The following is a 22,166-nucleotide window of genomic DNA, read 5'->3' as shown; positions in this document are numbered from 1 at the left end:
TATGGAATATTTATTCCACTTTGTGGAAAACGCAACAGGGAAATTCCATCACCGCCGTTTCGCCCCCACCGCCACGGAAAGCGTCAGGGCAAGGGTCAGGGCCGCCGAAAGCGTGCGGAAAGCGCCCACGTCCAGCTCGCTGACCACCAAAGTCGTGGCCCCGATTCGATGCAAGGGGCTGTTCAGCGCATCGGTGATGGCGACGACGGGATGGCCCGCATGGGCGGCATGGCGGGCCATGTCGATGGTGTCTTGGGTATAGGGCGCAAAGGTGATGGCCAGCACAGCATCGCCGGGGCGCAGCGCATGGCGGTGGTTCAAATTGCCGACCCCATCATGCAGCATGGCGGGGATGCCCATCTTTTCGAAGGCATAGGTCAGATAGCAGGCGATGGGAAAGGCGCGGCGCAGGCCGATCAGATGGATCATCTGGGCTCCGGCCAGAACATCGACGGCGGCCTCAAGCGCTTGTTCATCCACGGTGGCCGCGAGATTGCCCAGCGAGGCACGGCCCGCCTCGACAAATTCGGCGAGCAGGGCGGTGGGGCTGTCGGCCCCGCCCGCCCGCAGGTTTTCCAGCCTTGTGGAATAGTCGGGCCAGCGCGGGCCATAGTTTTCGCGGAACATGCGCTGCATGTCGGAAAAGCCCTGAAATCCCATCAACTGACAGAATCGCATGAAGGCCGAGGGTTGCACCCCTGCCCCCGTCGCCAGTTCGGCCACGGTAGAGACGGCGATACGGTCGGTGTTCTGGGCAATATAGTCAGCGCATTGCAAAAGGCGTTTCGGCAGGCTTTCGGAAACCTGAACCAGTCTTGCTTGAAATTCGTCAATGGTGGCGGGTGCGGACATCGGGCCTCTCTTGACAAGCGGTGTTCCATGAACGACCTGTAAATGGAATATATGTTCTATTTCGGCGCAGGGCCTTCTGTAAACAGCCAAATGCGCCCCAGAGGAGGCAAAGATGACGGTCAGATTCGGGCTATTGGGTGCGGGGCGGATTGGCAAGGTCCATGCCAAGGCGATCACGGGCGATGCGAACGCGAAACTTGTGGCGGTGGCCGATGCGATGGCCCCGGCGGCGCAGGCGATTGCAGATCAATATGGCTGCGCGGTGCGGACGATTGAAGAAATCGAGGCGGCCAGCGACATTGACGCCGTGGTGATCTGCACGCCGACGACGACCCATGCCGACTTGATCGAGCGTTTCGCGAAAGCGGGCAAGGCGATCTTCTGTGAAAAGCCGGTCGATCTGTCGCTGGACCGGGTCAAGGCCTGTCTGGCGGTGGTGGAGCAGACCAAGGCCAAGCTGATGGTGGGTTTCAACCGCCGCTTTGACCCGCATTTCCGGGCGGTGCGCGCGGCGATTGATGCGGGGCAGATTGGCGCGGTGGAGATGGTGACCATCACCTCACGCGATCCGGGGGCGCCGCCGGTGTCTTACATCCAGCAATCGGGCGGGATTTTCCGCGACATGACGATCCATGATTTCGACATGGCGCGTTTCCTGCTGGGCGAAGAGATCGAAACGGTGTTCGCCACAGCAGCGGTTCTGGTGGATCCCGAGATTGGCAAAGCGGGCGATTTTGACAGCGTGAGCCTGATCCTGAAGACGGCCAGCGGCAAGCAGGCGGTCATTTCCAACTCGCGCCGGGCAACCTATGGTTATGATCAGCGGATCGAGGTGCATGGGGCAACGGGCATGGTGGCGGCCGAAAACCAGCGGCCGGTCAGCATCGAAGTGGCGAATGCCCAGGGCTATACCCGCCCGCCGCTGCATGATTTCTTTATGACCCGCTATACCGAGGCCTATGCGGCCGAGATTGCGCATTTCATCAAGGTCGTGACCGAAGGCGCGGCCCCCAAGCCCGATGGGCGCGATGGGATGATCGCGCTGGCCTTGGCCGATGCGGCGGTGAGATCGGTGGCCGAAGGCCGCGCGGTGAAGATGTCGGAACTGCTGGGCTAAACCTTCTGCGTCAGCAGCAAGGGCTCGGTTGGGATGGGCGGCAGGATCATGTCGGCCATCCTTTGCGCGGCAGGCGTCAGCGACATGCCACGGCCGGTGATCAGGCCATAGGGTTCGACCTCGATCCCCAGATCCAGTTTTAGCATCTGATAGGGCGCATCGGTGCCTTTGGCGAAAGTGTCGGCGACGGCGCTGGCCAGGGGGGCGATGGCATTCGATTGTTGAAGCAGCGCCAGCGTCAGCAGGAAGGACGATGTGGACAGGCGCTGGGGCGGCTGCGGCAGGCCTAGGGCGCGCAGACGGGCCAGCACGGTGCGGCCCAGAATCGAATCGGGGCCGGGCATGACCCAGTCAAAGGCCAAAAGATCCTGGGCCGCGAGATCGGGTTTGAATTGCAGGGGATGCCCCCGGCGCGTCATCAATTGCACGGGTTCCCCAGCAATGGCGCGGAAATCCATAAGCGCGCGGTCGGGGTTGTCGGGCAGACGCGCGATGGCGAAATCCAGACGGCCCGCCAGCAGTTGTTCGCAGAGCAGGTCTGAGGGGGAAACGGTCACTTCGACCGTGACGCCGGGATGCGACATGCGGGCGGCGCGCAGCATGGGCAGCACGCGTTCCAGCGCCGGGCCGGTCACAGCCCCGATGCGGACATGGCCGCTGGCCCCGCCCGCCACCTCGGCCAATTCCCGTGCAGCGTCACGCAGTTCCATCTGGACGCGCTGGGCGCGGCGGGCCAAAGCTTCGCCAACGGGGGTCAAACGAATACCGCGGCCGGTGCGTTCATGCACGGGGCCGTTGATGATCCGCTCTACCTCGGCCAAAAGGCGGCTGGCGGCGGGCTGGGCAATGCCGATGCGATCGGCCGCAGCCCCGATCTGGCCGGTTTCCGCAAGGGCAGCCAACATGCGCAGGTGACTAAGCTTGAGACCGCGCTGCTGGAGGTTGTCCGAAATCGTTGTCATATCGTCCTGGCCATATTTTCATCACAATATATAATTTGACGGATATGTAAAAGCATTGCAACCGTCGCGGCACGACTTCCACCCGCCATGATCGGGTCGGACATGTCGGGATTTGCCCGCAAGGGCCATGGGGAGGAACACCATGCAAATCTCAAGAAGGGCGCTTCTGGCGCTCGCAACTGCTGCATCCGTGATCGGCGCGCCGGCCTTTGCACAAGACAAGGGCACTGTCGGGATCGCGATGCCGACCCAATCGTCGACCCGCTGGATTTCGGACGGCAATTCGATGGTGGAACAGTTCACCGCCGCTGGTTATGGCACCGACCTGCAATATGCCGAGGATGATATTCCGACGCAGTTGGCGCAGATCGAAAACATGATCACCAAAGGCGTGGACGTTCTGGTCATTGCGGCCATTGACGGCACGACCCTGTCGAATGCGCTGGAAAACGCCCAAGCTGCCGGGATCAAGGTCATCGCTTATGACCGTCTGATCCGCGACAGCGGTGCGGTCGATTACTATGCGACCTTTGACAACTTCAAAGTCGGCGTGCAGCAAGCGGAATCGCTGGTGGCGGGCCTGAAAGAGCGTTTCCCGGATGCCAAACCGTGGAACATCGAACTGTTCGGTGGCTCGCCGGACGACAACAACGCCTTCTTCTTCTATGACGGCGCGATGTCGGTTCTTCAGCCGCTGATCGATTCGGGCGACATCGTTGTCGGCTCGGGCCAGGTGGGCATGGATGTTGTGGGCACGCTGCGTTGGGATGGTGCCGTGGCCCAGGCCCGCATGGATAACCTGCTGTCGGCCAACTATGGCGACAAGGTTCTGCATGGCGCGCTGTCGCCCTATGACGGGCTGTCGATCGGCATCCTGTCGTCGGTCAAAGGCGTGGGCTATGGCTCGGGCGATCTGCTGATGCCGATCGTGACGGGTCAGGACGCGGAACTGGCATCGGTGAAATCGATGCTGGCAGGCGAGCAATATTCGACCGTGTTCAAGGACACCCGGACGCTGGCTGGTGTGACCGTGAAAATGGTGGACGCGATCCTTGCGGGTGGCGAGCCGGAAATCAACGACACGAAAACCTATGACAACGGCGTGAAAGTGGTTCCGTCCTATCTGCTGGAGCCGGTTTCGGTGGGCGTTGCGAACATTGAAGAAATTCTGGTGGGTTCGGGCTATTATACGGCTGACCAACTGAAATAATCTTCGGTCTGGCCCGCCGGACCATCCGGCGGGCCAGTGCATTCAGGAAAGGAAGGGGTGACGATGGCCGCACTTCTGGAAATGCGGGGGATCGGCAAGGTCTTTCCGGGCGTCCGTGCGCTGGATCAGGTCAACCTGTCCGTCGAACAAGGCGAAATTCACGCGATCTGCGGGGAAAACGGGGCGGGGAAATCCACCCTGATGAAGGTTCTGTCGGGAGTTTACCCGCATGGCACCTATGAAGGCGATATTTTCTATGATGGCGCGCTGCTGACCAACAAGTCGATCTCGGACAGCGAGAAGAAGGGCATCATCATCATCCATCAGGAACTGGCGCTGGTGCCGTTGCTGTCGATTGCGGAGAACCTGTTTCTGGGGAACGAGGTGGCGCAGGGCGGGCGGATCAACTGGGCGTCGACCTTTCAAAAGACGCGAAACCTGCTGCAAAAGGTGGGCTTGGACGAAGCCCCCGCAACGCCGGTGGAAAAGCTGGGCGTGGGCAAGCAACAGTTGATCGAGATTGCGAAGGCCTTGGCGAAAGACGTGCGGCTGCTGATTCTAGACGAGCCGACAGCGGCTTTGCAGGAAAACGACAGCCAGAAACTGCTGGACCTGATGCTGGAGTTGAAGGCGCAGGGGGTCACGCAGATCATCATCAGCCACAAGCTGAACGAAATCCGGCGGGTGGCGGACCGGGTGACGATCATCCGGGATGGGTCAACAGTCTCCACGCTGACGCGGGATGAGGTGAACGAGGATCGGATCATCCGCGACATGGTGGGGCGCGATATGGCGCATCGCTATCCGGAACGGACACCCGATATCGGCGATGTGCTGATGGAGGTGAAGGGCTGGAACGTCTGGCATCAGGAAGACCACAGCCGCCAGATGATCAAGGATGTGAACCTGACGGTGCGCAAGGGCGAGATCGTGGGGATCGCGGGCCTGATGGGCACGGGGCGCACCGAACTGGCGATGAGCCTGTTCGGGCGGTCCTGGGGGCGGAATGCCAGCGGCGAGGTGCGGATGCACGGGCGAACGGTGGATACCTCGACCGTGCCCAAGGCGGTGGCGGCGGGTCTGGCCTATGTGACCGAGGACCGCAAGGCGCTGGGTCTGGTGCTGGAAGAGCCGATCGTGACGAATGTGACTTTGGCCAACCTGCCCGGCGTGTCGAAAAACGGCATTCTGAACAAGGCACAGGAAACAAAGGTGGCCGAAGGCTATCGGCAGGCGATGGCGATCCGGACGCCCAGCGTGCAGCAGCGGGTGATGAACCTGTCAGGCGGCAACCAGCAAAAGGTGGTTCTGTCGAAATGGCTGTTCACCGAACCCGAGGTGCTGATCCTGGATGAACCGACGCGGGGCATCGACGTGGGGGCCAAGTTCGAAATCTATGGGATCATGAACAAGCTGGCCGCCGAAGGGCGGGGGGTTGTGATGATCTCGTCTGAAATGCCGGAGCTTCTGGGCATGTGCGACCGGATTTATGTGATGAACGAGGGGCGGATCATGGGGGAACTGAGCCGCGAAGAAGCGAGCCAGGAAAAAATCATGGCCCTGATCCTGAAGAACGAAAGCAAGGTGGCGTGATGACCGAAGCCAAAAAATCCAGCGCCACGGGCGGCGCCAATCTGCGCGAATACGGGATGCTGATCGCCTTGGCGGCGATTGTAGTGTTCTTTACCGTGATCCTGCGTTGGCGTGACGGCGTCGATTTCCTGTCGGCACAGAACATCACCAACGTTTTCCTGCAAAACGCCCATATCATCATCATGGCCTTGGGCATGTTGCTGGTCATTGTGGCGGGGCATATCGACCTTTCGGTGGGTTCGATTGCGGCCTTTGTCGGGGCCGTCTCGGCGGCAATGACGGTTGAAATGGGGATTCCCGTTTTTCTGGTGATTCCCGCCTGTCTGATCGTTGGCGGTATCATCGGCGCGGCGCAGGGCTATTGGATCGCCTATTGGCGAATTCCGTCCTTTATCGTGACGCTGTCGGGGATGCTGGTGTTCCGCGGCCTGACGATGTGGATGCTGCAAGGCAAGACCATCGGGCAATTCCCCAAATCGTTCCAAGGCATGTCGACCGGGTTCATCCCCGATCTCGCCGGGACGGCGGATGAGACTTTGCTGGGGATGCAGCGGATGAACGTGACGGCGATGGCTATCGTGCTGATCGCGGTGCTGTTGATGATCTGGCAGGGCAGCCGCAAGCGCCGTCAGGATGCCAGCTTTGGCATTCAGGGCGAGACGCATTCGGTCTTTATGCTGCGCAACGCGATTGTCGCGGCGGGGCTGATGTTCGTGGCCTATAAGCTGTCGATCTTTCGCGGCCTGCCGAACGTGCTGATCGTGATGTCGGTGCTGATCGTGCTGTATGCCTTTTTCACCGAAAACACGACGATGGGCCGGCGGGTTTATGCCATCGGGGGCAACCTGAAAGCGGCGCGTTTGTCGGGGATCAATGCGGATCGACTGACATTCCTGACCTTTGTGAACATGGGTGTTCTGGCGGCCCTTGCGGGGATGATCGTGACCGCGCGCCTGAATTCGGCCACGCCGAAGGCGGGGGTTGGGTTTGAACTGGACGTGATCGCCGCCGTGTTTATCGGCGGGGCGTCGATGACGGGCGGTTCGGGCAAGATCGTGGGGGTCGTGGTCGGGGCCTTCATCATGGGGGTGATGAACAACGGCATGTCGCTGTTGGGCATCGGCATCGACTATCAGCAGGTGATCAAGGGGCTGGTGCTTTTGGCCGCTGTCATCTTCGACGTCTACAACAAATCGAAATAAGGTCTTTGGAAATGCTTCTCTCGCAGTTCAAACGCGCTGACGGCAGCGTGGCAGTCGTCTGCCGTGAAGGCACCGAGGCGGCAGTGGTGAAAGGTGCGGAAAGCACCTATGCGCTGGCGCAAAAGGCGGCCAACACGGGGCGCAGCCTGTCGGCGGTCATCGCGGAACATGGTCTGGGCGAGGCGGTCGATCTGCCGCGTCTGGCGGCCGAGGGGCGGCTGATCCTGCCGATCCACCATCCCGATCCGGCGCATCTGCATGTGACGGGCACGGGGCTGACCCATCTGGGATCAGCGGCGGCACGGGATGCGATGCACCAGAACATGGGGGCCCCGACCGAAAACCTGACGGACAGCATGAAGATGTTCCGCATGGGTCTGGAAGGCGGGCGCCCGGTGGCGGGCCAGCCGGGTGTGCAGCCGGAATGGTTCTACAAGGGCAATGGTCATGCTTTGGTCCATCCGGGGCAGGCCTTGGTTGCGCCCGGCTTTGCCGAGGATGGTGGCGAGGAACCGGAAATCGCAGGGATCTATGTGATCAGCGACAAGGGTCAGGCGGCGCGGGTCGGCTGGGCTTTGGCGAATGAATTTTCGGATCATATCACCGAAAGGGTGAACTATCTGTTCCTGGCGCATTCGAAACTGCGGCAGGCGTCCTATGGCCCCGAAATCCTGGTGGGCGATCTGCCGCGCGACATTCGCGGCACCAGCCGGATCAAACGCGGCGGTAAGTTGCTGTGGGAAAAGCCTTTCCTGTCGGGCGAAGAAAACATGTCCCACACCTTTGCCAATCTGGAACACCACCATTTCAAGTATGACCTGTTCCGTCAGCCCGGCGATCTGCATGTGCATTGCTTTGGCACCGCAACCCTGTCTTTCGCCGACGGCATCCACACCGAAGCCGGGGATGTCTTTGAAATCGAAGCGGCGCCCTTTGGCCTGCCGCTGATCAACCCGCTGGCCTTTGCCCAAAAGCAAAGCGCTGCCGTCACTGTGCAAGCCCTGTGAGGACGAAATGACCTTCAAGCCCGCCAAATGGCCCCGCAAACTGCGTTCGCAGGAATGGTTCGGGGGGATGTCGAAAGACGCGATCTATCACCGGGGCTGGATGAAGAACCAGGGCTTCCCCGCCGATATGTTCGATGGGCGTCCGGTGATCGGCATCCTGAACACTTATTCCGAACTGAACCCCTGCAACGCCCATCTGAATGATCTGGCGCAGCGGGTGAAACACGGGATTTATGAGGCCGGGGGTTTCCCGGTCGATGTTCCGGTGTTTTCGGTCAGCGAAAGCGGGTTTCGTCCGACGGCCATGATGTTCCGCAATCTGGCGGCGATGGCGGTTGAGGAAACCATTCGCGGGCAGCAGATGGACGGCGTGGTTTGTCTGGTCGGTTGCGACAAGACAACGCCCAGCTTGTTGATGGGCGCAGCCTCGGTCGATCTGCCGACGATCATGGTGACGGGCGGGCCGATGCTGAACGGCTATTACAAAGGCGAACGGGTCGGGTCGGGCACGCATCTTTGGAAATTCAGTGAGGCCGTTAAGGCGGGCGAAATGTCGGCCGAGGAGTTTGTGGAGGCTGAGGCCAGCATGAGCCGCAGCCCCGGTTCCTGCAACACGATGGGCACGGCATCGACGATGGCCTCGATGGCCGAGGCGCTGGGGATGACCCTTTCGGGCAACGCGGCGATCCCAGCCGTGGACAGCCGCCGCCGTGTGATGGCGCAGATGTCGGGTCGGCGGATTGTGCAGATGGTGAAGGACGATCTGAAACCGTCCGACATTCTGACGCGGGATGCTTTCCAGAACGCGATCCGCACCAATGCGGCGATTGGCGGCTCGACCAACGCGGTAATCCACCTGCTGGCGATTGCAGGGCGTGTGGGCATTGATCTGACGCTGAACGATTGGGACGAATGGGGACGCAATGTGCCGACCATCGTGAACCTGATGCCTTCGGGCAAATACCTGATGGAAGAGTTCTTTTATGCCGGCGGTCTGCCGGTCGTCATCAAACGGCTGGGCGAGGCTGGGCTGTTGAAGAATGATGCGCTGACGGTGTCGGGTCAGTCGATGTGGGACGAGGTGAAGAACGTCCAGAACCACAATGACGATGTGATCCTGCCTGCCGAAAAGGCGCTGACCCAATCGGGCGGGATTGTCGTGGTCAAAGGCAACCTTGCGCCGAATGGCGCGGTTCTGAAGCCTTCGGCGGCCAGCCCGCATCTGATGCAGCACCGGGGCCGGGCGGTCGTGTTCGAGGACATCGACGACTATAAGGCGCGGATCGAGGACGAAGATCTGGATATCGACGAAACCTGCATCATGGTGATGAAGAACTGCGGGCCCAAGGGCTATCCCGGCATGGCCGAGGTGGGGAATATGGGTCTTCCGCCCAAGGTTCTGCGCAAGGGGATCACCGATATGGTGCGGATTTCCGATGCGCGGATGTCGGGCACGGCCTATGGCACGGTGGTTCTGCATACCAGCCCTGAGGCCGCCGCTGGCGGGCCTTTGGCGGTGGTGCGTTCGGGCGATATGATTGAACTGGACGTGAAGAACCGCCGCCTGCATGTGGACATTTCCGACGAAGAAATGGCCGCGCGTCTGGCGGAATGGAAACCACTGACCGCGCCGCCGATGGGGGGCTATGCGCAGCTGTTCCATGAACGGGTGGAACAGGCCCATACCGGGGCGGACTTTGACTTCCTGAAAGGCTGCCGGGGCAATGCCGTTGGCCGGGAAAGCCACTAAGATGACGGGCACCAAGATCGCCCTTGTGGGCATTGGCAAGATTGCCGTTGATCAGCATGTTCCGGCGCTAAACGCATCGGACGCGTGGGACTTGTCAGCGACCGTTTCGCGCAAAGGTTCGGTCGAAGGCGTCCCCGCCTTTACCGATTTTCACCAGATGCTGGCGGAACGGCCCGACATTGGGGTGATCTCACTGTGCCTGCCGCCCGTGCCGCGCTTTGAATATGCGCAAGCGGCGCTGTTGGCGGGCCGTCATGTGATGCTGGAAAAACCGCCGGGGGCGACCTTGGCCGAGGTGATCACCCTGCAAAAGCTGGCCGCCGAACGGGGGCTGACGCTTTACACTACATGGCACAGCCGCATGGCCCATGCCGTTGCCCCGGCACGGGATTGGCTGGCGGATAAGGTGATCCGCAAAGCGCATATCACCTGGCGTGAGGATGTGCGGAAATGGCATCCGGGGCAAGATTGGGTGTTTGAACCGGGTGGGATGGGCGTTTTCGATCCGGGGATCAACGCCCTATCAATCATGACCCATATCCTGCCCGAAGCCGTGCATCTGCAATCGGCGACGCTGGAATTCCCGGCGAACCGCCAGACGGCGATTGCGGCGCAGTTGCAGTTCAGCGGGAATGTCAGCGCCGATTTCGACTGGCGTCAGACCGGCCCGCAGACCTGGGACATTGAAATTGAGACCGATGGTGGCCATCTTGCCTTGCGGATGGGTGGCAACGTTCTGGAGTTGAACGGCCAGCCCACCGCTGGCGAAAACACCATCATGGGCGAGTATCCGGCGCTGTATGCGCGCATGGCGGAATTGCTGGAAATGGGCCAGTCCGAGGTGGACCTGGCCCCGATGATCCACGTCTCGGACGCGCTGACCCTGGGTCGGCGCAAGGAAACCGAGGCTTTCTTCTTTTAAGGAACGGCAGATGCTAAGCGGAAAACACCTGATTGCGGGCGAATGGGTCGCCTCGGCCAACACGTTCAAATCCTCGCCCGCGACGGGCGAGGCGCATGAATTCGGCGTCGGCACCCCGGCGCTGGTCGATCAAGCGGTAAAGGCGGCGGAGGCGGCCTTCCCGGCCTATGCGGCGACGACGCGGGAACAGCGGGCGGCGTTTCTGGACAAGATCGCGGATGAGATCGAGGCGCTTGGGGCTGAGATTACGGCGGTTGGTTCGTCGGAAACCGGGCTGCCCACAGCACGGCTGGAAGGCGAACGGGGGCGGACAACGGGCCAGTTGCGCCTGTTCGCCAGCCATATCCGCAAGGGCGACTATCTGGACCGCCGCTTTGATGCAGCCCTGCCCGACCGCAAGCCGCTGCCCCGTCCTGACATCCGCCTGATCCAGCGCCCGGTGGGGCCGGTCGCCGTGTTCGGCGCGTCGAACTTTCCCTTGGCGTTTTCGGTGGCTGGCGGCGATACCGCCAGCGCCTTGGCGGCGGGTTGCCCGGTTGTCGTGAAGGGTCATTCGGCGCATCCCGGCACAGGCGAAATCGTGGCGCAAGCGATTGATGCGGCTGTCAAAGCCTGCGGAATGCCTGCGGGGGTGTTCAGCCTTGTCCAAGGCGGCAAGCGTGACGTGGGCGAGGCGCTGGTGCAGCATCCGCTGATCCGCGCGGTGGGCTTTACTGGGTCTTTGGTCGGGGGTCGTGCGCTTTTCGATCTGTGCGCCCGGCGCCCCGATCCGATCCCGTTCTTTGGCGAACTCGGTTCGGTGAACCCGATGTTCCTGCTGCCGCAGGCCGTGGCGGCCCGTGGAGCGGCCTTGGCGCAGGGTTGGGCTGGGTCGCTGACGATGGGCGCGGGGCAGTTCTGTACCAATCCCGGCATTGCCGTGGTGATCGACGGGCCGGAGGCGGATGCTTTCGTGGCGACCGCGAAAGAGGCGGTTGGGGCTGTGGGGCCGCAGGTCATGCTGACGGATGGGATGGCCGAGGCCTATCGTTCGGGTCGTGACCGGATTGCCGCGGGCAAAGGCGTGCGTGAGGTGCTGACGACCTCTTGTGATCTGCGCAACGCGACGCCCTATCTGTTCGAGGTTTCGGCCGATGACTGGCTGGCGAACCATCTGTTGGCGGAAGAGGTCTTTGGCCCCTTGGGCCTGATCGTCCGCGCCAAAGATGCCGCCCAGATGCTGGAGATTGCCCATTCGCTGGCAGGCCAGTTGACGGTGACGCTGCATGTCGATGCGGGGGATTATCCGCAGGCACAAACCCTGCTGCCCGTGCTGGAACGCAAGGCGGGGCGGGTTCTGGCGAATGGCTTCCCGACGGGGGTCGAGGTGTGTGACGCGATGGTGCATGGCGGGCCCTATCCGGCCAGCACCAACTTTGGTGCCACCAGCGTCGGCACCATGTCGATCCGCCGCTGGCTGCGGCCGGTGTCGTTCCAGAACATCCCCGAGGCGCTGCTGCCAGAAGATCTGCGCGGATGATCACAGCGGAAACCTTTGGTCGCGTGGACGGGCAATCCGTCCGCGCCTTTACCCTGCAAAACACCAATGGCCTGCGCGCCAAGGTTCTGACCTATGGGGCGCGGCTGGCCGAACTGTGGGTGCCAGATCGGGCCGGAACGCTGGCCAACATCGTTTTGGGCCATGACCGGGTCGAGGACTACGTCAACGGCACCGCCTATTTCGGGGCGACATGTGGGCGCTATGCCAACCGCATCCGCGACGGGCGGTTTTCGCTGGATGGGGTGCAGCACCAGTTGGACCTGAACGAAGGCGGCAATACGCTGCATGGCGGTCCCCAAGGTTTTGACCAAAAGCTATGGGAGGTGGAGCGGGCCGAAGGGTGCAGCATCACCTTCCGCACGAACAGCCCCGATGGCGAAATGGGCTTTCCCGGCGATTGCGTGCTGCGCTGCACCTATAGCTTGGGCGAAGACGACCGTCTGACGGTGGTGATGCAGGCCGAAACCGATGCGGCGACGGTGATCAACATCGTGAACCACGCCTATTTCAATCTGGCGGGGGCGGGTTCGGGCGATTGTCTGGGGCAGCTTTTGCGCGTTGATGCCGATCATTATACCCCTGTCGGCCCCGGCCTTTTGCCCACGGGCGAGCTGGCCCCGGTGGCGGGCACGCCCTTTGATTTTCGCACCCTGCGCCCCATCGGGCAGGGGATGGAGGCGGTGGCGGCAGGCTATGACCACAACTGGTGCCTGAATGGCAGCGGAATGCGCGACGTGGTGGAAGCGGTTGATCCGAAGTCGGGTCGGCGGATGGTGCTGGCCACGAACGAGCCGGGCGTGCAGCTTTATGTGGGGGGCTATATCCCCGAAGGGCTGGCGGGTTCGGGCGGCAAGACCTATGGCCGGTTTGAAGGGTTTACCTTGGAAACCCAGAAATACCCCGACAGCCCGAACCAACCACATTTCCCCAGCGCCCGGCTGAATTCGGGGCAGGAATATCGGCATGAGATGGTGTTCAGCTTTTCGGTGGAGTGATCAGGGGGCGGGGAGGCAAGCCTCAGCCTCGGCCTGAAAGATCGCGGCAAGGGGGGTGGCCAAACCAAGGCCGTCCCCCTTTTCCATACAGCCCACCAGTTCGGCGAAATGCGACTGCGCGGGGCTGGCGAAGTCGCTTACCCCCGCCGCCATCCGTGCCTGAAAGGCCGCTGCGATGGCAAATTCCGGCAGGGCGGTGGCGGCGCGCAGCATGGGGTTTTGGCTCGCCTCATGCAAAATCCGCTGCAATTCAAATTCCGCCAAGGCGCAGTTTTCCGGCATCCCCGCACAGGCCTGACGTTGGTTCAGCCAATAGCCCAGCATCCGCATATGATCCGACGTCCGCAATTCTGCCGCCGCCCTTGCGGCCTGCAAGGTCAGGCTTTGCCGCACGGGCAGCAGCGCCCGCACAAAGCCCGCATCCGGCCCCGCCTCAAACATCCAGGTCAGCACCTGCCGGTCAAACAGGTTCCAGCGGTTGCGCGGCAGGACTTTCGTCCCCACTTTGGCCCGTGCCTCGACCAGACCCTTTGCCTCTAACGTCTTCATCGCCTCGCGCAGAACCGTCCGCGACACGTCGTAACGTTCCATAATCTCCGCCTCATTCGGCAGGGGCACGTCAACGGGAAAGGCGCCGGTGACAATCCCGGCGCCCAGTTCGTTGATCACAAACGTATGGAAGTTGCGCGCCGCCTGCCGCCCCGACAAGGCACGGATCAGGCTTCCCGGTTCACTCATCTTACACTTTCCAGAACGCTTTCTTCCTTGGGGCCGAGGCTGCGAAGACGATCCTTTGCAGCAAGATGAACATAAACAGAAGCACGCCGATGACAATCTTTGTCCACCAGGAGGACAGCGTGCCATCAAAGATGATGTAGGTCTGGACCAGCCCCATCAGCATGACGCCGATGAAGGTGCCCGCGACAAAGCCGTAACCGCCCGTCAAAAGCGTGCCGCCAATGACGACCGCGCCGATGGCGTCGAGTTCGACACCGACAGCGGCCAGCGAGTATCCGGCCGAGGTGTAAAGCGAGAAGATGACGCCCGATAGGCCCGCGAGGAACGATGACAGCGTGTAGATCAGAATGGTGGTGCGGGCGACAGGCACACCCATCAGGGCGGCGGATGTGGTGTTGCCGCCAAGGGCATAGACATAGGAACCAAACCGCGTGCGGTGGGCGACCAAGGCCCCGACGACAAAGACCAGCACCATGATTCCGCCGATCAGCGACAGGCGACCGCCGCCGGGCATCAACAGATAGGCCTGAGAAACCGAGGTGTAGAAGTCATGGTTGATCGGGATGGAATCGGGCGAAATGACCGAGGCGGCACCGCGGGCCAGAAACATGCCCGCCAGCGTCACGATGAAACTGGGCACCTGCATGTAATGGATCGCAGCCCCCATCGCCGCCCCGAACAGCGCGGCGATGGTCAGGGTGACGGCAAAGGCGGCCAGCGGGTGCATGCCGAAATGGCTGATCAAGACGGCGATCAGCACGCCGGTAAAGCCGATGACCGCCCCCACCGAAAGGTCGATCCCGCCCGAGAGGATGACAAAGGTCATGCCGACAGCAGTGATGCCCAAAAAGGCGTTGTCGGTCAGAAAGTTGCCCAGAACGCGGGTGGAAAGCATCGAGGGGAACTGAATGACCGCCGCCAGATAGCACAGCAGAAAGATGATGGCGGTGGCCGCCAGCGGGCGCAAGGAACGGTTCATTTCGACGCTCCGGTCTTGGCCTTGGGCGCACGCAGGAACAGGGTGGCCGAGAGGGGCGATTGCAGGACAAGGATCAGGATGATGACCCCGGATTTGACGACAAGGTTGAATTCAGGCGGGAACCCCGAGACCAGAATCCCGGTGTTCATCGCCTGAATGATGACGGCCCCCAGAACCGACATAAGGATGGAAAAACGCCCCCCCAGCAGCGAGGTACCTCCAATGACGACCGCCAGAATGGCGTCCAGCTCCAGCCAAAGACCCGCGTTATTGGCATCGGCTCCACGAATGTCGCCCGCGACGATCATGCCCGCGATGGCGGCGCAGAAGCCGCAAAAGACATAGACCGCCAACAGCAGCACATTCGCCGAAATCCCGGCATAGCGCGCAGCGGAACGGTTGACGCCCACCGCCTCGACCAGCAGGCCCAGCGCCGTGCGGCGGACAAGCAGCGTGGCGAGAACGGCCAAGGTTGCGGCAATGACCACGGGCATCGGCAGACCTAGGAAAGAGCCTGTGCCGATGAAGATCAGGGTCGGATCGCTGAAGGTGACGATGCTGCCTTCGGTGATCAACTGGGCAATGCCGCGCCCCGCCACCATGATGACAAGGGTTGCAATGATCGGCTGGATGTCCAGCAGGGCCACCAGAACCCCATTCCAAAGCCCGCAGGCCAGACCGGCCAGTAGGGCCACCGCAACGGCGGTATGGGCGGGCCAACCGGCCTCGACCATGGTGGCGGCGGTCGCCCCGGCAATGGCCATGACGGCCCCCACCGACAGGTCAACGCCTTTGGTCGCAATGACGGCGGTCATGCCGATCGCAAGGATTGCCACGGGTGCCCCCCGGTTCAGCACGTCGATCAGGCTGCCAAACAGCCGCCCATCTTTCCATTCGATGTCGAAAAAGCCGGGAAACAAGATCCAGTTGACCAGCAGCACCGCTGCCAAGGCCATGGTTTGCGGCGAAATCAGCCGCGACAGAACGCGGGTTTTCATCACTCCGCTGCCTCCTGATGCTGGGCCGCGATGGCCTGCACGATGATTTTGGGCGAGATGTCTTGCCCGTGAAGTTCTGCGACCATCTGCCGGTCGCGCATGACGACGACCCGGCTGGAATAGGCCACGATTTCATCGAGTTCGGATGAAATGACCAGTAAACCAAGCCCATCTTCGCGCAAGCGGTTGATGGTGCGCACGATTTCTGCATGGGCGCCGACGTCGATGCCCCGCGTCGGTTCGTCCAGAATCAGGAAATTCGGATCAATCGCCAGCCAGCGGCCCAGGATCACCTTTTGCTGATTCCCCCCCGACAACAGCTTGATCGGCATGTCGTGGTTTGCGGCACGAATATCCAGCGCCTCGGCATAGCGTCCGGCGATTTCAAGCTGTTCGTCGCGGTTCAGCGCCTTGAACCAACCGAGTTTCGCCTGCAACGCGATGATCAGGTTTTCCCGCACCGACAGATCACCGAAAATGCCATCGGCCTTGCGATCCTCGGGGCAGAAACCAAAGCCCGCCTGCACCGCCTGAACGGGCGAGCGCAGCGAGATTTCCTTGCCATTCATTGTGACCTTGCCGCTTTCGGCGGTATCGACCCCAAACATCAGCCGCGCCAGTTCTGTCCGGCCGGACCCCAACAGACCCGCAACCCCCACAACCTCGCCACGATGAATATCCAGTGTCACCGGGGCCACCTTGCCCGGCTTGCCGAAACCGTCAAAGGACAGCATCACCGGCCCCGACGCGCCTTCGGCGGCCGTGCTGACGGGGTGTAAAATCTCAAGATCCTTGCCCAGCATCATCCGCACCACATCGGTCGGGCTGACGTCTTTCAGGCTGGAAGTGCCGATCAGCTTGCCATTCCGCAGCACCGTCATGCGGTCGGAAATGGCGAAAACCTGATCCAGAAAATGCGTGATGAAGATAATCGCCAGACCACGGGCTTTCAGTTGGCGGATGATGTCGAACAGACGGTCCACTTCATTGCGATCAAGGCTGGCGGTCGGTTCATCCAGAACCAGCACCTTGCCCGACAGTTCCACCGCGCGGGCAATCGCCACGATCTGCTGCACGGCCACGGAATAGCTGCCGAGTTCCGCGCGCACGTCCACATCCAGCCCATAGGTCGCCAGAACGGCGCGTGCCTTGGCGTAGATCACCTTTTTCTGCACAAAGCCAAAGCGTGTGGGCTGATGCCCCAGAAACAGGTTTTCGGCCACCGAACGGTTCGGCAGCAGGTTCACCTCTTGATAGACCGTGCCAATCCCTGCGGCCTGTGCCTGCAACGGGTCGGCAAAGCGCACCGGCTGACCCTCTAGCAGAACCTCGCCCTCGGTCGCCTGATAGGCCCCGGTCAGGATCTTGATTAGCGTGGATTTCCCTGCGCCGTTTTCCCCCAAAAGCGCGTGAACCTCACCCGCCCGCAGGTCGATGCTGACATCATCCAGTGCCCGGTGCTGGCCGAAAACCTTGACCACCCCCCGCGCCTGCAACACCGTTGCCGGTTCTGTCATGTCACCCTCCCCCTCGTCCGTTATCGGACTGTTTTCCGCTTATTCATCGCATGCAACAACAATCCGCCGGCCAGCATGAAACCGGCCGGCGGAACGCTTAGGTCTAGGGGAGGAAATCAGTAACCAAGACCTTTGCGCGTGTCGTATTCACCCTGCGGATTGTCAGCCGGGGTATACAGCTTTGATTCCGTGATGATGAATTTTTCCGGCACCGTGCCGCCGTTCAGATAGGCGTCCAGCGCGTCAAAGGCCGGGCCTGCCATGTTCGGGGTCAGTTCGACCGTGGCGTTGGCTTCACCAGCGACCATCGCGGCGAAGATATCGGGCACAGCGTCGATCGACACGACGAGGATATCGGTCCCCGGCTTCAGGCCCGCATCCTTGATCGCCTGAATGGCACCGACGGCCATGTCGTCGTTGTGCGCGTAAACAGCGCAGATGTCTTTGCCGCCGTTTTCGGCCTTGATGAAGCCTTCCATGACTTCTTTGCCCTTGGAGCGGGTAAAGTCGCCGGTCTGGCTGCGGGCGATGGTCAGGTTCGCCTTGCCAGCAATCGCTTCTTCAAAGCCTTGCTTGCGGTTGATGGCCGGGGTCGAGCCCACGGTGCCTTGCAGTTCAACGATCTTGCAGTCTTTGTCGCCAACCGTGTTCACCAGCCATTCGCCAGCCACGCGGCCCTCTTTCACCTGATCCGAAGCGACCGAGGTCAGATACAGATCTTCCGAGGCGTCCACGCCACGGTCCAGCAAGATGACCGGGATGTTGGCGTCTTTGGCTTCTTGCAGAACGGCATCCCAGCCGGTTGCGACGACCGGGGCCACCAGAATGGCATCCACGCCCTGCGCGATGAAACCACGGATCGCCTTGATCTGGTTTTCCTGCTTTTGCTGGGCGTCGGCGAATTTCAGGTCAATGCCGCGCTCTTCGGCTTGCAGTTTCGTCACCGAGGTTTCCGCCGCGCGCCAGCCCGATTCCGAACCGATCTGCGAGAAACCGACGACTTTGCCTTGCAGCCCGTCCGCCTGGGCCACGCCAGCGAACAAGGCAACGGTGCTTGCGGCCAGCGCAAGCTGCTTCAAAACTTTCATGTTTCCTCCCAAGGATGTTCGCCGCTCTCCCGACGACGATGCCCAAACGCTAGCAAAAGTCATACGATATGTAAATAAAACTGTTGCCTAGGGATTGGGCAAGCAAAGTGTTGAAAAGTATGACGATTGACGTGCTGCACTGCGGAATATCCAATGCTGCACTTGCGCAGTCAGGTCAGAATTTCCCCACTAGGCAGTTTCACAAAGCTGTGATTCTATCCGCCCATCATGACCCAAAATCGCACCCCCTATCTGATCACCGTCCTGACCATCCTGATCGCCGCCGCTTGGCTGCTGATCATCGGGCAGGAACCCATCTGCAAATGCGGCTATGTCAAACTGTGGCATGGTGTGGTGTTCAGTAGCGAAAACAGCCAGCATCTGAGCGATTGGTATACCCCGTCCCATCTGCTGCACGGCTTTCTGTTCTTTGGCCTGCTGTGGCTGACCGCCCGTCGCCTGTCGTTCGGCTGGCGGCTGGTCATTGCGACAGTGATCGAATGCGCCTGGGAGATTTTGGAAAACTCGCCGATGATCATCGAACGCTATCGGGCGGTGACGATCAGTCTGGATTACTTTGGCGACAGCGTCATCAACTCGGTCGCCGATATTCTGGCGATGGTGTTGGGCTTTTTCCTTGCCGCCCGCCTGCCCGTTTGGGCCAGCGTGGCGATTGTCGTGGGGTTTGAGGCGCTGACCATCTGGCTGATCCGCGACGGGCTGGCGCTGAACATCTTGATGCTGCTTTACCCGCTGGACGCCGTCCGCGAATGGCAGGCGGCGCTTTAGACGCGATAGCGCGGCAGGCTTATCAGGCTGCCCAAGGTCAGGATCAGGCCCAGCACGGCCACCGTATAGAAAAACGCCAGCCCTTCGGTCTGCGTCAGGGGGGCCAGCATTAGCGGCATGGAAATGCCGCCGACCAGCCCCGCCCCGATGATCACCGAAGGCACGCGCGGGTCGCTGCCCATGGCGCGGGTGGCAGTCACGTAAAAGGCCGGGAAATACAGGCTGGCGCTGATGCCCATAGCGACAAAGAACAGCCCCGGTGACAGGAACACCGCCCCTAGGCCAAAGATCAAGGCCGAGGCGGCGGCGAACAGATAGATCCAGAACGACGGGATCAGATGGGCGGTAAAGATCAACAAGATCCGCGCGCCCAGAAAGGCCGCAAAGAACACCGACAACAACTCCGCCGCCCGAACATCCGTGACCCCCGCCGCCATCAAGGCGGCCGGCCCAAGGCCCACCAGACAAGCCTCGAGCCCCACGCCCAAAGCGCCAAAGCCCAGAATCACCGGATCCACCCGAAAGCCGATGCGCGGGGCGGATTGCGTGCTTTTCCCACCCGGCTTCAGCGTCAAAGCCGTGCCGACCGAGGCCGCCGCGCAGATCACCGCCAGCCCGCCAAAGACCGTTCCGGCATTCTGCCCCAGTTGCACATAGATCAGCGGCCCGGCAATCGCCCCAATGCCATACATCGCGTTCAACAGGCTGAGCATCCCGGTGCCCCGTGCGCCAAAGGCCGTCAGCATGGCGGGGTTGAACACCGCCGTCACCATGCCGTAACCCGCACCAAAGACAAAGGCCGCTGCCAGCGTCGGGGCCCAGCCGGGGGCCAAGGCCAGGGCCGCAGCGCCTGCCGCCATGATCGCCAGCGCCAGACCGCTGGGCACTTTTTCCGCCAGAAAATACATCGTCGCAATGCCGACAGCATTGCCGATCCAATGCGCCGAAATCAGCCATCCGGCCTCGCCCAGCGTCAGGGTATAGCGTTCCGCCATGCCGGGCAGGACGGGGCCATAGACGGCGGAGCCAACCCCCATCAGGACAAAGGCCACCATTCCGGCGACCAGCAGGGCCAAATGCGCGCGTATCTGGGAAATCATGATGTCGGGCTTGCTTCTGTCCGGCAGCCCGGCACTGATATTTGGGATGGCAGGGGCAGCAGGGCTTGAACCCGCGACCTACGGTTTTGGAGACCGTCGCTCTACCAACTGAGCTATACCCCTACTGCGCGTCGGGTTACGGCAGCCATCCGGGGAAATCAAGGGGGATTCGGGTCAAAGATGCCGGGTTTCCGCCGCCGGATTCCACCAATTGTCGTGCAGCCCGTCGCACCAGAAGACCGGGGCCGCGATCAGCTCCGCTTCGGTCGCATCCTCCAGCGCCGGAAGATAGACGCTGGCAAAGCGGCCACCCAGTTCGGCAATGTCGCCAGTGGTAAACAGCTTGGTCCCACAATGGCTGCAAAAGGCATGGGCAATGGGCGCGTCCGGTCCACCATCGCGGCCATTGTAGGTGCTGATCGCCGCTTGGCCGTTCGTCACCCGCAGCGTCGTGGGGTCCGCCACCGCCGCCCCCCAATGCCGCGTTTTGCGGCAATAGGTGCAATTGCAGCGGTTGGTGCCTTGGCTCAGGTCCAGCGGCACCTCAAACTCCACTGCGCCACAATGGCAGGTGCCGTGATAGGTCTTTAGCATCGGGTCTCTCCTTCGATTGACCCGATGTTAGGCTTTATGTCCTGCCAGATCCTGTCAGGATCAGCCCATGCGCTCGCTGGCGTAAGATCCCGGCGACGGCGGGAAAACCACCGTCTTGTGCCCGTTGATGAACACCCGGCCATGCACATGCGCATGGATCGCCCGCGCCAGAACCTGCGCCTCCACATCCCGGCCCATCGAGACGTAATCCTCGTTCGACTGGGCATGGGTCACGCGGATGATGTCCTGTTCGATGATCGGGCCTTCGTCCAGATCGGCGGTGACGTAATGGCTGGTCGCCCCGATCAGCTTCACGCCCTTTTCAAAGGCCTGTTTATAGGGGTTCGCGCCCTTGAAGCTGGGCAGGAAAGAATGGTGGATGTTGATGATCCGCCCCGACATTTCGCGGCACATTTCATCTGACAGCACCTGCATGTAACGCGCCAAAACGATCAGTTCCGCCCCGGTATCCCGCACGATCCGCATCTGTTCGGCTTCGGCCTGCGGCTTGTTCTCTTTCGTGACCTTGATGCAGTAATAGGGGATGTCCTGGTTCACCACGACCTTTTGGTAATCCATGTGGTTGGAGATCACGCCGACGATTTCCACCGGCAAGGCCCCGATGCGCGAGCGATACAGCAGATCGTTCAGGCAATGGCCAAAGCGGCTGACCATGACGATCACCTTGCGCTTGGCCGCCTCGTCAAAGAATTCGGCTTGCATGGCGAATTTTTCGGCAATCGGCGCAAAAGCCTCGCGCAGGTCGGTCAGCGATTTGCCGTCTTCGGAACGAAAAGAGATGCGGGTAAAGAACTGGCCCGTGCCATCATCGTCGAACTGAGCACTGTCGGTGATGTTGCAACCATGATCGGCCAGACAGGTCGAAATCGCCGCGACGATCCCACGGGTCGAGGCACATTGAACGCGCAGGGCGTAGGAGGTCATTCCAGCAATCCTTTCGGCTTTCGGGCCTTGGCCCGGTCAAGGCCAAGCTGTCAGGGGAAGGCAGGGCAGGCAAGGCGGCAAGCGGCATCCAGTGACGAATTCGCGGCAAGGCCACCGCATTTTCTGTGCGACAGCAAAAGGGCCGCCCCGAAGGACGGCCCTGATTGCGTTCCCGATGGGCCGATGGCCCTGTCGATTACTCGATGATTTTCGACACGACGCCAGCGCCGACGGTGCGGCCGCCTTCGCGGATGGCGAAGCGGAGCTT

General features: G+C 61.5%; 21 protein-coding genes and 1 tRNA gene. 10 read left to right on the top strand and 12 right to left on the bottom strand.

Features of this window, described 5'->3' with window-relative positions:
• Window positions 1-48 precede the first annotated feature (48 nt).
• On the bottom strand, window positions 49-852 hold the full coding sequence (locus tag IE095_RS08800) for a MurR/RpiR family transcriptional regulator (RefSeq protein WP_189411284.1): 804 nt from the start codon (window positions 850-852) through the stop codon (window positions 49-51).
• 112 nt (window positions 853-964) lie between these two features.
• On the opposite strand from IE095_RS08800, the gene iolG reads away from it, so the two are divergent.
• The gene (gene iolG, locus IE095_RS08795) at window positions 965-1,969 is read left to right on the top strand and encodes an inositol 2-dehydrogenase (protein ID WP_189411283.1); all 1,005 of its coding nucleotides are present in this window, start codon (window positions 965-967) and stop codon (window positions 1,967-1,969) included.
• Here iolG and IE095_RS08790 read toward each other — a convergent pair.
• Window positions 1,966-2,931 carry a LysR family transcriptional regulator gene (locus IE095_RS08790; RefSeq protein ID WP_189411282.1) on the bottom strand — a complete coding sequence of 322 codons (966 nt, stop codon included), beginning with the start codon at window positions 2,929-2,931 and terminating at the stop codon, window positions 1,966-1,968. The two genes, iolG and IE095_RS08790, sit on opposite strands and share 4 nt — an antisense overlap.
• 142 nt (window positions 2,932-3,073) lie before the next feature.
• On the opposite strand from IE095_RS08790, the gene chvE reads away from it, so the two are divergent.
• From chvE to IE095_RS08750, 8 genes are all read left to right on the top strand, one after another.
• Complete coding sequence (gene chvE, locus IE095_RS08785; protein WP_189411281.1) at window positions 3,074-4,141, top strand: multiple monosaccharide ABC transporter substrate-binding protein; 1,068 nt, start codon at window positions 3,074-3,076, stop codon at window positions 4,139-4,141.
• A gap of 63 nt (window positions 4,142-4,204) precedes the next feature.
• Window positions 4,205-5,734: a multiple monosaccharide ABC transporter ATP-binding protein gene (gene mmsA / locus IE095_RS08780; protein ID WP_189411280.1), complete on the top strand. Its 1,530-nt coding sequence runs from the start codon at window positions 4,205-4,207 to the stop codon at window positions 5,732-5,734.
• Window positions 5,734-6,936, top strand: coding sequence for a multiple monosaccharide ABC transporter permease (gene mmsB, locus IE095_RS08775; RefSeq protein ID WP_189411279.1), 1,203 nt, complete (start codon window positions 5,734-5,736; stop codon window positions 6,934-6,936). The genes mmsA and mmsB overlap by 1 nt, the downstream gene beginning before the upstream one ends.
• An 11-nt stretch (window positions 6,937-6,947) precedes the next feature.
• Complete coding sequence (araD1, locus tag IE095_RS08770) at window positions 6,948-7,943, top strand: AraD1 family protein (protein WP_189411278.1); 996 nt, start codon at window positions 6,948-6,950, stop codon at window positions 7,941-7,943.
• Between the two features lie 7 nt (window positions 7,944-7,950).
• Entirely contained in the window at window positions 7,951-9,693 is a 1,743-nt protein-coding gene (gene araD / locus IE095_RS08765) for an L-arabinonate dehydratase (RefSeq protein WP_189411277.1), read from the top strand.
• 1 nt (window position 9,694) lies between these two features.
• Window positions 9,695-10,615, top strand: coding sequence for a Gfo/Idh/MocA family protein (locus tag IE095_RS08760; protein ID WP_189411276.1), 921 nt, complete (start codon window positions 9,695-9,697; stop codon window positions 10,613-10,615).
• A gap of 10 nt (window positions 10,616-10,625) precedes the next feature.
• A complete protein-coding gene (locus tag IE095_RS08755) occupies window positions 10,626-12,134 on the top strand; it encodes an aldehyde dehydrogenase (NADP(+)) (protein ID WP_189411275.1) in 1,509 nt (502 codons plus the stop codon).
• Window positions 12,131-13,150 carry an aldose epimerase family protein gene (locus IE095_RS08750; RefSeq protein ID WP_189411274.1) on the top strand — a complete coding sequence of 340 codons (1,020 nt, stop codon included), beginning with the start codon at window positions 12,131-12,133 and terminating at the stop codon, window positions 13,148-13,150. The genes IE095_RS08755 and IE095_RS08750 overlap by 4 nt, the downstream gene beginning before the upstream one ends.
• Here IE095_RS08750 and IE095_RS08745 read toward each other — a convergent pair whose 3' ends face one another.
• From IE095_RS08745 to ytfQ, 5 genes are all read right to left on the bottom strand, one after another.
• Window positions 13,151-13,888, bottom strand: coding sequence for a FadR/GntR family transcriptional regulator (locus IE095_RS08745; RefSeq protein WP_189411273.1), 738 nt, complete (start codon window positions 13,886-13,888; stop codon window positions 13,151-13,153).
• A 1-nt stretch (window position 13,889) separates the two neighbouring features.
• Entirely contained in the window at window positions 13,890-14,867 is a 978-nt protein-coding gene (gene yjfF, locus IE095_RS08740) for a galactofuranose ABC transporter, permease protein YjfF (protein WP_189411272.1), read from the bottom strand.
• Window positions 14,864-15,865 carry an ABC transporter permease gene (locus tag IE095_RS08735; protein ID WP_189411271.1) on the bottom strand — a complete coding sequence of 334 codons (1,002 nt, stop codon included), beginning with the start codon at window positions 15,863-15,865 and terminating at the stop codon, window positions 14,864-14,866. The genes yjfF and IE095_RS08735 overlap by 4 nt, the downstream gene beginning before the upstream one ends.
• Window positions 15,865-17,382, bottom strand: a complete 1,518-nt coding sequence (locus IE095_RS08730; RefSeq protein ID WP_189411270.1) for a sugar ABC transporter ATP-binding protein — start codon at window positions 17,380-17,382, stop codon at window positions 15,865-15,867. The genes IE095_RS08735 and IE095_RS08730 overlap by 1 nt, the downstream gene beginning before the upstream one ends.
• A 116-nt stretch (window positions 17,383-17,498) precedes the next feature.
• Entirely contained in the window at window positions 17,499-18,470 is a 972-nt protein-coding gene (ytfQ, locus tag IE095_RS08725; RefSeq protein WP_189411269.1) for a galactofuranose ABC transporter, galactofuranose-binding protein YtfQ, read from the bottom strand.
• Window positions 18,471-18,698: 228 nt separating this feature from the next.
• Between ytfQ and IE095_RS08720 the strand changes: the two genes are divergently transcribed.
• Window positions 18,699-19,259 carry a DUF2585 domain-containing protein gene (locus tag IE095_RS08720; protein WP_189411268.1) on the top strand — a complete coding sequence of 187 codons (561 nt, stop codon included), beginning with the start codon at window positions 18,699-18,701 and terminating at the stop codon, window positions 19,257-19,259.
• Here the strand turns inward: IE095_RS08720 and IE095_RS08715 are convergent.
• The 5 genes from IE095_RS08715 to IE095_RS08695 all read right to left on the bottom strand — a co-directional run.
• Window positions 19,256-20,359 (bottom strand): MFS transporter, encoded by a 1,104-nt coding sequence (locus IE095_RS08715; protein ID WP_189411267.1) that lies wholly within the window; start codon window positions 20,357-20,359, stop codon window positions 19,256-19,258. The two genes, IE095_RS08720 and IE095_RS08715, sit on opposite strands and share 4 nt — an antisense overlap.
• A 47-nt stretch (window positions 20,360-20,406) precedes the next feature.
• Window positions 20,407-20,482 (bottom strand) — tRNA-Trp (locus IE095_RS08710).
• Window positions 20,483-20,533: 51 nt separating this feature from the next.
• The gene (locus tag IE095_RS08705) at window positions 20,534-20,953 is read right to left on the bottom strand and encodes a GFA family protein (protein ID WP_189411266.1); all 420 of its coding nucleotides are present in this window, start codon (window positions 20,951-20,953) and stop codon (window positions 20,534-20,536) included.
• Between the two features lie 60 nt (window positions 20,954-21,013).
• Window positions 21,014-21,898, bottom strand: a complete 885-nt coding sequence (gene purU / locus IE095_RS08700) for a formyltetrahydrofolate deformylase (RefSeq protein ID WP_189411265.1) — start codon at window positions 21,896-21,898, stop codon at window positions 21,014-21,016.
• 196 nt (window positions 21,899-22,094) lie between these two features.
• Window positions 22,095-22,166: EF-Tu C-terminal domain-related protein (locus IE095_RS08695; protein ID WP_229804698.1), on the bottom strand; the 72-nt coding region annotated here is incomplete at its 5' end.

The sequence above is a fragment of the Neogemmobacter tilapiae genome (assembly GCF_014652215.1).
Lineage (GTDB): Bacteria > Pseudomonadota > Alphaproteobacteria > Rhodobacterales > Rhodobacteraceae > Neogemmobacter > Neogemmobacter tilapiae.
The sequence above is the reverse complement of the archived record's forward strand: the minus strand, read 5'-3'. Positions and strand labels throughout refer to the sequence as shown.

Bases quoted from the DNA above. Each gene is read 5' to 3' on its own strand.
- IE095_RS08760 (WP_189411276.1), top strand. From the start codon at position 9,695: ATGACGGGCACCAAGATCGCCCTTGTGGGCATTGGCAAGATTGCCGTT.
- IE095_RS08730 (WP_189411270.1), bottom strand. From the start codon at position 17,382: ATGACAGAACCGGCAACGGTGTTGCAGGCGCGGGGGGTGGTCAAGGTT.
- IE095_RS08705 (WP_189411266.1), bottom strand. From the start codon at position 20,953: ATGCTAAAGACCTATCACGGCACCTGCCATTGTGGCGCAGTGGAGTTT.
- araD (WP_189411277.1), top strand. From the start codon at position 7,951: ATGACCTTCAAGCCCGCCAAATGGCCCCGCAAACTGCGTTCGCAGGAA.
- yjfF (WP_189411272.1), bottom strand. From the start codon at position 14,867: ATGAACCGTTCCTTGCGCCCGCTGGCGGCCACCGCCATCATCTTTCTG.
- purU (WP_189411265.1), bottom strand. From the start codon at position 21,898: ATGACCTCCTACGCCCTGCGCGTTCAATGTGCCTCGACCCGTGGGATC.
- IE095_RS08715 (WP_189411267.1), bottom strand. From the start codon at position 20,359: ATGATTTCCCAGATACGCGCGCATTTGGCCCTGCTGGTCGCCGGAATG.
- IE095_RS08755 (WP_189411275.1), top strand. From the start codon at position 10,626: ATGCTAAGCGGAAAACACCTGATTGCGGGCGAATGGGTCGCCTCGGCC.
- mmsA (WP_189411280.1), top strand. From the start codon at position 4,205: ATGGCCGCACTTCTGGAAATGCGGGGGATCGGCAAGGTCTTTCCGGGC.
- IE095_RS08720 (WP_189411268.1), top strand. From the start codon at position 18,699: ATGACCCAAAATCGCACCCCCTATCTGATCACCGTCCTGACCATCCTG.
- chvE (WP_189411281.1), top strand. From the start codon at position 3,074: ATGCAAATCTCAAGAAGGGCGCTTCTGGCGCTCGCAACTGCTGCATCC.
- IE095_RS08735 (WP_189411271.1), bottom strand. From the start codon at position 15,865: ATGAAAACCCGCGTTCTGTCGCGGCTGATTTCGCCGCAAACCATGGCC.
- IE095_RS08750 (WP_189411274.1), top strand. From the start codon at position 12,131: ATGATCACAGCGGAAACCTTTGGTCGCGTGGACGGGCAATCCGTCCGC.
- iolG (WP_189411283.1), top strand. From the start codon at position 965: ATGACGGTCAGATTCGGGCTATTGGGTGCGGGGCGGATTGGCAAGGTC.
- araD1 (WP_189411278.1), top strand. From the start codon at position 6,948: ATGCTTCTCTCGCAGTTCAAACGCGCTGACGGCAGCGTGGCAGTCGTC.
- IE095_RS08800 (WP_189411284.1), bottom strand. From the start codon at position 852: ATGTCCGCACCCGCCACCATTGACGAATTTCAAGCAAGACTGGTTCAG.
- ytfQ (WP_189411269.1), bottom strand. From the start codon at position 18,470: ATGAAAGTTTTGAAGCAGCTTGCGCTGGCCGCAAGCACCGTTGCCTTG.
- mmsB (WP_189411279.1), top strand. From the start codon at position 5,734: ATGACCGAAGCCAAAAAATCCAGCGCCACGGGCGGCGCCAATCTGCGC.
- IE095_RS08790 (WP_189411282.1), bottom strand. From the start codon at position 2,931: ATGACAACGATTTCGGACAACCTCCAGCAGCGCGGTCTCAAGCTTAGT.
- IE095_RS08745 (WP_189411273.1), bottom strand. From the start codon at position 13,888: ATGAGTGAACCGGGAAGCCTGATCCGTGCCTTGTCGGGGCGGCAGGCG.